Origin of the sequence: Thermus composti (assembly GCF_014647535.1) — a bacterium.
Classification (GTDB): Bacteria; Deinococcota; Deinococci; order Deinococcales; family Thermaceae; genus Thermus; species Thermus composti.
The window spans coordinates 1-8,791 of record NZ_BMPJ01000043.1 but is presented as its reverse complement, the minus strand read 5'-3'; the positions used below and the strand labels follow the sequence as shown (position 1 = coordinate 8,791).

Annotated in this window: 5 protein-coding genes and 2 tRNA genes; 1 reads left to right on the top strand and 6 read right to left on the bottom strand. The window is 67.3% G+C overall.

Annotation, left to right across the window (positions count from 1 at the left end):
• Positions 1–149: 149 nt before the first annotated feature.
• The gene (gene metH / locus IEX93_RS10995; protein WP_188848234.1) at positions 150–3,707 is read right to left on the bottom strand and encodes a methionine synthase; all 3,558 of its coding nucleotides are present in this window, start codon (positions 3,705–3,707) and stop codon (positions 150–152) included.
• A gap of 42 nt (positions 3,708–3,749) precedes the next feature.
• Here metH and IEX93_RS10990 point away from each other — a divergent pair, with 42 nt between their 5' ends.
• Positions 3,750–5,270, top strand: a complete 1,521-nt coding sequence (locus IEX93_RS10990; RefSeq protein ID WP_188848233.1) for a nicotinate phosphoribosyltransferase — start codon at positions 3,750–3,752, stop codon at positions 5,268–5,270.
• 104 nt (positions 5,271–5,374) lie between these two features.
• Here the strand turns inward: IEX93_RS10990 and clpX are convergent, their stop codons facing one another.
• From clpX to IEX93_RS10965, 5 genes are all read right to left on the bottom strand, one after another.
• A complete protein-coding gene (gene clpX, locus IEX93_RS10985; RefSeq protein WP_188848232.1) occupies positions 5,375–6,571 on the bottom strand; it encodes an ATP-dependent Clp protease ATP-binding subunit ClpX in 1,197 nt (398 codons plus the stop codon).
• Positions 6,558–7,142 (bottom strand): ATP-dependent Clp endopeptidase proteolytic subunit ClpP, encoded by a 585-nt coding sequence (clpP, locus tag IEX93_RS10980; RefSeq protein WP_188848231.1) that lies wholly within the window; start codon positions 7,140–7,142, stop codon positions 6,558–6,560. The genes clpX and clpP overlap by 14 nt, the downstream gene beginning before the upstream one ends.
• A gap of 65 nt (positions 7,143–7,207) precedes the next feature.
• The gene (tig, locus tag IEX93_RS10975; protein WP_188848230.1) at positions 7,208–8,422 is read right to left on the bottom strand and encodes a trigger factor; all 1,215 of its coding nucleotides are present in this window, start codon (positions 8,420–8,422) and stop codon (positions 7,208–7,210) included.
• A gap of 38 nt (positions 8,423–8,460) precedes the next feature.
• A tRNA-Leu gene (locus tag IEX93_RS10970) sits at positions 8,461–8,545 on the bottom strand.
• A 49-nt stretch (positions 8,546–8,594) separates the two neighbouring features.
• A tRNA-His gene (locus tag IEX93_RS10965) sits at positions 8,595–8,671 on the bottom strand.
• Between the last annotated feature and the right edge of the window lie 120 nt (positions 8,672–8,791).

Genomic DNA, 8,791 nt, shown 5'->3' with positions numbered 1-8,791 from the left:
GGCCTTCTCCTTCAACCCCCTCTCCGCTCTGCGCTTCCTGGGGCTTTATGCGACATAGTGGTCAAGTCTGTCGAGGAGGGCGGGCTTTAGGCCCAAGTCCCGGGCGGCGTGGTAGAGTCCGAGAAAACCTCCGGCCACAGGCGCAGTACCTAGTCCACGCTGAAGTAGCGGGCCTCGGGGTGGTGGACCACCAGGGCGCTGGTGGCGTGCTCGGGGTCCAGCTGGAAGTTCTCCGTGAGGCGCACCCCCACCCGGTGGAAGCCCATGAGCCGGTCCAGCTTGGCCTGGTCCGAAAGGTCCGGACAGGCGGGGTAGCCGAAAGAGTAGCGGGCCCCCTGGTAGCCCTGCTGGAAGAGCTTCCTTATGTCCGTGGCGTCCTTGCCGGCGATCCCCCACATCTGCCGCATCCTTTTGTGCCAGTACTCCGCCAAGGCCTCGGTCATCTCCACGGAAAAGCCGTGAACGAAGAGGTAGTCCTGGTAAGCCCCCGCCTCAAAGAGGGCCCGGGCCTTCCTCGAGGGCTCCTCCCCCATGGTGACGAGCTGCACCCCGAGGACGTCCCGGGCCCCCGCCCGGAAGGCCTCCTGGGGCATCCAGTCCGCCTCGTCCCCGATGGGATCGGCGAAGCGGGAGCGGAAGTAGTCCACAAGGCTTAGGCCCCCGCCCTTCTGCCGGGGAAAGCGGAAGCGCTCCAGGACCTCCCCGCTCTCGGGGGAGAAGACAAGAAGCTCCTCCCCCTCCCTGGCCACGGGGAAGAAGCCGTAAAGGACCTTGGGCCTAAGCCAGCCCTCCTCCAGGGCCTCCTTGAGGAGGCGGCGGAAGACGGGCTCCGCCTCCCGCTCCACCAGGGCCTGCCATGCCTCCCGGGAAAGGCCCTTCCGGCTATACCCCCACTGGCCCCGGTAGAGGGCCAGCTTGTTCACGTAGTGGGCGATGGTGGCCAGGTCCAACCCCTCCTCCACCCGCACCCCGAAGAAGGGAGGCCTGGGGATGGAAGGGGCCTCCCCCACGGGCTTGGCCCGCACCTCCACCCGGGGGGCCTCCCCTTTGGGCTTGGGGGGCGCTTTGCGGGTGAGCTCGGGAGGGGCGTGGCCCGTGAGCTCCTCCATGAGCCTTAAGCCTTCAAAGGCGTCCTCGGCGTAGTAGACGTTGGGGTAGATGGCCCTAAGCTCTTCCACGTAGGCCCGGGTGAGGGCCGCCCCGCCCAGGATCACGGGAAGGGTGTAGCCCCGATCCCGCATGTACTCCAGGTTTTCCTTCATCACCAGGGTGCTCTTTACGAGAAGCCCCGACATGCCCATGGCGTGGGGCTTGTGGACCTCCACCGCCTTCAGGATCTCCTCAATGGGCACCTTGATCCCCAGGTTCACCACCCGGTAGCCGTTGTTGCTGAGGATGATGTCCACCAGGTTCTTGCCGATGTCGTGCACGTCCCCCTTGACGGTGGCGAGGACCAAGGTGCCCTTGCCCTCGCCCTTTTTCTCCATGTGGGGCTCCAGGTGGGCCACCGCCCGCTTCATCACCTCCGCCGCCTGGAGGACGAAGGGAAGCTGCATCTTCCCCGCCCCGAAAAGCTCCCCCACCTCCTTCATCCCCGCAAGGAGGGGACCGTTGATGAGGTCCAGGGGCTTGTGCCCCTGCCTCAGGGCCTCCTCCAGGTCGGCCTCGAGGCCCTGCTTCCTCCCTTCCACGATGCGCCGCTTGAGCCTTTCCAGGAGGGGAAGCCTCTGGAAGGCGTCCTCCTTCTTAGCGGGGTCTTCCTTGTGGGCCTCAAAGTAGGCCATGAAGGCGAGGAGGGGGTCAAAGCCCTCCCTGCGGCGGTCGTAGATGAGGTCCAGGGCCAGGGCGTAGGCCTCCTCGGGGATCTGGCTTATGGGAAGGATCTTCCCCGCGTCCACGATAGCCGCGGTGAGGCCCTTTTTGCGGGCCTCGTCCAGGAAGACGGAGTTGAGGACCCGCCTGGCCCTGGGCTTGAGCCCGAAGGAGACGTTGGAAACCCCGAGGATGAACCCCACCCCGGGAAGCCTCTCCCGTAGCTCCTCTATGGCCAGGAGGGTCTCCTTGGCCAGGGGGCGGCTTTCCTCGTCCCCTTGGGTAATGGGGAAGGTGAGGAGGTCAAAGAGGAGGTCCTCGGGGCGGAAGCCGTGGTGCTCCGTGAGGCGCTGGTACATGCGGAGGGCCACCCGCACCTTCTCCTCCCGGGTCTTGGCCATCCCCTTCTCGTCAATGGCGAGGACCACGAGGGCCGCCCCGTGGGCCTTGGCCAGGGAGGCCACCCGGTCAAAGCGCTCCAGGCCGTCCTCGAGGTTGGCGGAGTTCAAGACCACCCGCCCGGGGAGGTGCTTGAGGGCAAGCTCCATGGCCTCAGGGGAGGTGGAGTCCACCATGAAGGGGACGGCGACGGCGGTGGCGAGGTGGGGAAGGAGCCACTTAAGGTCTTCCAGCTCGTCCCGCCCCGTCCAGGCCACGGAGAGGTCCAGGGCGTGGGCCCCCTCCTCCACCTGCTCCCGGGCGAGGGCGAGGATGCCCTCGAGGTCCCGGGCGAAGAGCATCTCCCGGAAGCGCTTGCTCCCCGTGGCGTTCAGGCGCTCCCCCACCAAAAAGAGGCTCGTCTCCTGCCTGAGGGGCACCGCCTGGTACAAGGAGGCCACCTGGGGCGGGAAGCTTTTAGGCCGTGGCCTTGCGGGAAGCCCCTTCACCGCCTCGGCCACCCTCCTTATGTGCTCGGGGCCGGTGCCGCAGCACCCCCCCACGGCGTTCACCCCGTACTCGGCCACGAACTTGAGGTGCCACTTGGCGAGTTCCTCGGGGGTGAGGTCGTAGACCACCCTTCCCCCCTCGTTCCGGGGCAGACCGGCGTTGGGGAGGCAGGCCACGAAGCGGGTGCTGTGCTGGGCGAAGTAGCGCACCTTGCTGTCCATGAGGTCGGGGCCCGTGGCGCAGTTCATCCCCACCACGTCTACGGGGAGGCTTTCCAGGGCGGCCAAAGCCGCCTGCTCGTCCGAGCCCACCAGCATCGTCCCCGTGGCCTCAAAGGTCACCTGGACCTGGAGGGGCACCTCCCGCCCCACCTCGGCCATGGCCTCCCGCACGGCGAGAACGGCGCAGCGCACCTGGAGGAGGTCCTGGGCGGTCTCCAGGAGGATGAGGTCCACCCCGCCCCGAAGAAGCCCCCGGGCCGCCTCCTTGTAGGCCTGGTAAAGGGCGTCCCAGGAGATCTGGCCCAAGGAGACCAGCTTGGTCCCAGGCCCCAAGGCCCCCGCCACGAAGGCCCCGTGACGGTCGGCAGCCTCCCGGGCGATCCGGGCGCCCAAAAAGGCGAACTCCTCCGCTTCCTCCTCGAGGCCGTACTCCGCCAGGACGTGCCTTAGGGCCCCGAAGGTGTTGGTCTCAATGACCTCGGCCCCGGCCTCGAGGTAGGCGAGGTGGATCTCCCGCACCACCTCGGGCCGGGTGCGGTTTAAGACCTCGGGGCAACCGAAGTAGGCCTCTCCCCCGTAGTCCTCGGGGGTGAGGTCTTTTTTCTGGAGCTCGGTGCCCATGGCCCCGTCAAAGACCAAAGGCCGCTCCAGAAGGGCCTTGAGGTAGGGAAACCTCTCCGCCCGGGCCTCCTTGTTGTAGCCGAGCCGGGTAAGGGGGGCATCCCCCCAGCCCGCCCCCCCCAGATGGTGGCGGCAACCCGGGCTACAGGTGTGGACCTCCACCATATCCCGCTAGTGTAGCCAAAAGGGGCGGGCTATGCTAGGCCCATGGACCCCTTCGGCATCCTCTACACCGACCTCTACCAGCTCACCATGGGCCAGGTCTACTTTCGCATGGGCCTCCACGAAAAGGAAGCCCTCTTTGAAGCCTTCTACCGCAAAAACCCCGACTACGGGGCCCACCAGGCAGGCTACACCGTCTTCGCCGGGCTGGACCCCCTTCTAAGCTGGATGGGGGAAGCCCGCTTCGGCGAGGAGGAAATCGCCGCCCTCCGGGCCCTCAAAGGCCGCTCGGGGAAGCCCCTCTTCGCCGAGGACTTCCTCCGCTACCTAAAGGAGATGGGGGGGTTTTCCGGCCTCACCCTAAGGGCCCTCCCCGAGGGGCGGGTGGCCCACCCCCAGGTGCCCCTCATCAGCGTGGAGGGCCCCCTCCTCCAGGCCCAGCTTCTGGAAACCGCCCTCCTCAACCGCATCAACTACGAGACCCTCATCGCCACCAAGGCGAGCCGGGTGCGGGAGGCGGCGGGGGAGGCGCTGGTTTTGGAGTTCGGCCTGCGCCGCGCCCCCGCCAAGGGCGGGGAAAGCGCCACCCGGGCGAGCCTCATCGGAGGGGCGAACCGGAGTAGCGCCGTGAGCCTTTCCCACCTTCTCGGGCTTCCCGCCTCCGGCACCCACGCCCATAGCCTGGTCCAGGCCTTCATGGCCCTAGGCCACTCGGAGGAAGACGCCTTCCGGGCCTTCGCCGAGGTCTTCCCCGACGACACCGTCCTCCTCCTGGACACGGTGGACACCCTCCACTCGGGGCTTCCCCACGCCATCCGGGTCTTTGAGGAGCTAAGGCGGAAGGGGCACCGGCCCGTGGGGGTGCGCATAGACTCCGGGGACCTGGCCTACCTCGCCATCCAGGTGGCCAAGGAGCTGGACCGGGCGGGCTTCCCCGAGACTCTCATCGTCCTCTCCGGGGACCTGGACGAGCTCGTCATCTGGCAGATCAAAAGCCAGATCCTCGAGGAGGCCCCCCGCTACGGGGTGGACCCCGAGGGGCTCTTAAAGCGCCTGGTCTACGGGGTGGGGACGCGGATGGTGGTCTCCTGGGGAGCCCCGGCCTTGGGCGGGGTCTACAAGCTGGTGGCCCTGCGGGAAAACGGCGCCTGGGCCCCGGCCATGAAGATCTCGGACTCCCTGGAGAAGGTCCTAAACCCCGGGCACAAGCGGGTCTATAGGGTCTACGACCACCGGGGCCTCGCCACCGCCGACCTCCTGGCCTTGGCCGAGGAGGAGGTGCGGGAAGACGCCCCCCTCACCCTCCGCCACCCCACGGACCCCACCAAACGGCGCACCCTGGCCCCCGGGGCCTTCCGCCTCGAGGCCCTCCTCCAGGAGGTCTACCGGGGCAAGCGCCTCTTCCCGCCCCTGCCCCTGGAGGAGCTAAGGCGGCGGCGGGACCGGGACGTGGCCCTCCTGGACCCCGGGGTGCGGCGGCTCGTGAACCCCCATGTCTACCACGTCTCCCTCACCGAGAGGCTTTTCGCCCTGAAGGAGGAGCTGGTGCGGCGGCTCGAGGGCTAAGCACCCACCCCCGTTGGGGCCCCCACCGTGGCGAAAGCCACGGCGGGGCGTTTAAACACCCCGCTTCGGCCAAGGCCGAAGCGGGGCCCCCTAGGGATGGGCCCTTAGGAAGCTTGCCTTAGCTTGGCCTCCTCCAGGGCCTTTAGGGGGTTATCCAGGTGGGGGAGGTCAAAGACGAGCTCCTTCACCCCGCTCCCCGGGGCCTCAAACATCAGGTCCACCATGGCCTTCTCCATGATGGCCCTGAGGCCCCTCGCCCCCGTGCCCCGCTTGAGGGCGCGGCGGGCCACCTCCTTGAGGGCCGCCTGGGTGAAGCGGAGCTCAATCCCCTCCATGCGGAAAAGCTCCTGGTACTGCTTGACCAGGGCGTTTTTGGGCTCGGTGAGGATGCGCACCAGGTCGTCCTCCGTGAGGGGGTGGAGCTGGACGATGAGGGGGGCCCTGCCCACGAACTCGGGGATCATCCCGAACTTGATGAGGTCCTCGGGGATGACCTCGAGGGGCTCCTCTCCCTCCTTCCCGCCCCCGGTGAAGCCGATGGTGGTCTTCCCCACCCGGGCCTTGACGATGTTCTCCAGCCCCTCAAAGGCCCCGCCCAAAATGAAGAGGATGTTCTTGGTGTTCACGGGGATGAACTCCTGGTGGGGGTGCTTCCTACCCCCTTGGGGCGGCACGTTGGCGATGGTGCCCTCAATGATCTTGAGGAGGGCCTGCTGCACCCCCTCCCCGGAGACGTCCCGGGTGAGGGAAGGGTTTTCCGATTTGCGGGCGATCTTGTCAATCTCGTCAATGTAGACGATGCCCATCTCCGCCCGGGCCACGTCAAAGTCGGCGTTCTGCAGGAGGCGGAGAAGGACGTTTTCCACGTCCTCGCCCACGTAGCCCGCCTCGGTGAGGGTGGTGGCGTCGGCGATGGCGAAGGGCACCTCCAGGAAGCGGGCCAGGGTTTCGGCGAGGAGGGTCTTGCCGGTACCCGTGGGGCCGATGAGGAGGATGTTGGACTTGCCGATCTCCGCCTCCGGGTGGAGGAGGCGCTTGTAGTGGTTGTAGACGGCCACGGAAAGGGCCCGCTTGGCCGCCTCCTGGCCCACCACGTACTGGTCCAGGTGGGCCTTGATCTCCTGGGGCTTGGGCAGGCGGCTTGGCCCCTTGGGCTTAGGGGACTGGTGGCGCAGGATCTCCTGGGCCCTTTCCACGCAGTCCTCGCAGATGTAGACCTCCTCAATGGGGCTTTCCAGAAGCCGCCCCGTCTCGGGGGGGCGGAGGCCGCAGAAGCTGCAGTGGGGCCTAGGCCTCTTCACGGGTCACCACCTGGTCAATGAGGCCGTACTCCAGGGCCTCCTGGGCCGAGAGGTAGTAGTCCCGGTCCGTGTCCTTTTCCACCTTCTCCAGGGGCTGGCCGGTGTGCTTGGCCAGGATCTCGTTGAGGAGCTTCTTCGCCTTCAGGATCTCCTGGGCCTGGATGGCGATGTCGCTGGCCGTGCCCCGCACCCCGCCCCAGGGCTGGTGGATCATGACCTTGGAGTGGGGGAGGGCGTAGCGCCGCCCCTTCTCCCCCGCCGCCAGGATCACCGCCGCCATGCTGGCCGCCATACCGATGACGATGGTGGACACGGGGGCCCGGACGAACTGCATGGTGTCGTAGATAGCAAGCCCGGCGTCCACCTCGCCCCCGGGGGAGTTGATGTAGAGGCGGATCTCCTGGTTGGGGTTCTGGGCGTCCAGGAAGAGGAGCTGGGCCACGATGACGTTGGCCACCTGGGCGTCAATGGGCGTGCCCAGAAAGATGATCCGGTCCTTGAGGAGGCGGGAGTAGATGTCGTAGACGCGCTCGCCGCGGGCCGTCTGCTCAATGACGTAGGGTATGACCATACCAATCCTTAGTTTAGCGGCAAATCCAGGGGAAAAACCCCCCTGGGCCACCCTGCTCCAGGGCCTTAGCCCAGGACCTTCAGGGCCTCCTGCACCGCCTTGTCCTGGCGGAGGCGCTCCTTAAGCCGGGCGAGGCCCTCCTCGCCGAGCTGGCGGCGGAGTTCCTGGACGGAAACCCCGTAGGCCCGGGCCGCGGCCTGGAGGTAGGCCTGCCACTCCTCCTCGGAGACCTCGGGGTTGAGCTCCTCAGCCAGCTTCTCCCGGGCAAGGGCAATGCGGACCCGCTTCTCCGCCTCCTTGCGCAGGTCCTCCTGGAGCTTCTCAAGCTCCCCCTTCTCCTCCAAGGCCTTTAGGTAGGCCTCCAGGCTGATCCCCTTCAGGTAAAGGTCCTCGGCCAGGTGCTCCAGGAGGTGGCGCTCCTCCGCTTTGAGCATGGAAGGGGGGATCTCCACCTCCAGGCCCTCGGCGAGCTTCTCCAAGAAGGCCCGCTCCCTGGCCTCCTCGTAGGCCTGCTCCGCCTGGCGCTTGAGGCTTTCCCGCACCCGGTTTTTGAGGTCCTCGAGGCTTTCCGCCTCCAGGGTCTTGGCGAACTCCTCGTCCAGCTCGGGGAGCCTCAGGGTCTTGACCTCGAGGATCTCGGTCCTGACCTCCCGCACCTTCTCGCCCTTCTCGTTCAGCACGGGCACCAGGACCACATCCCCCGCCTTCTTGCCGAGAAGGGCCTCCCGCACGTGGGGAAGGGCCCGGGAGAGGTCAATGGGAAACTCCGCCCCCTCCTCGGTGCGCACGAAGAGGTGGTCCGTCTCCTGGGCCTCCCGCTCCACGGGGACGAGCTCGGCGTAGCGCTGGCGGAGTTCCTCCAGGGCCTTCTCCACCATCTCCTCGGTGATCTCGGGAGGAGAGACCTCCAAGGCGAAGCCCCGCCAGTCGGGAAGCCGCACCTCGGGGTAGTTCTCCACCTCGGCCACGTAGCGGAAGCCCTCCCCCTCCTTGAGGTCCTGCTCCACCACCCGGGCGGCCACGGGGCTTAGGCCCAGCTCCCGCACCGCCTCGGGGTAGGTCTCCTCCACCAGGCGCTCCTTGAGGTCTTGGAGGAGCGCCTCCCGGCCCAGGCGGGCCTCCACCACCTTCAGGGGGGCCTTGCCCGGCCGGAAACCGGGCACCCGTACCCGGGAGGCCAGGTCCTTAAGCAGGGCCTCGTAGCTCGCCTTCACCCGGTCGGCGGGCACCTCCACCCGCACCTTGACCAGATAGCCGGAACGCTCCAGGATCTCCGCCACGTTTCACCTCGCCCCGATGAAAGGGGGGCCGCCCCGGGTGGTGCGAGGAGCGGGACTTGAACCCGCACGGGTTGCCCCACCGGATCCTAAGTCCGGCGCGTCTACCGATTCCGCCATCCTCGCATGGGGGCGACCCCCCCTTTAAAATACCACCCCTTGCGGGGTGGCGCCTTGGGGTGAGCGATGGGACTTGAACCCACGACCCCCGGATCCACAGTCCGGTGCTCTAACCAGCTGAGCTACGCTCACCGCGCTCAGCATCCGCCATTCTACGAGGCTACTTCCCTTGCGTCAAGGCCTGGAGCAGGACTTTACCCACATCTCCGTTTCGTGGTAAATCTCCCCTTGCGGGCGCAGCCCGTATCTGGT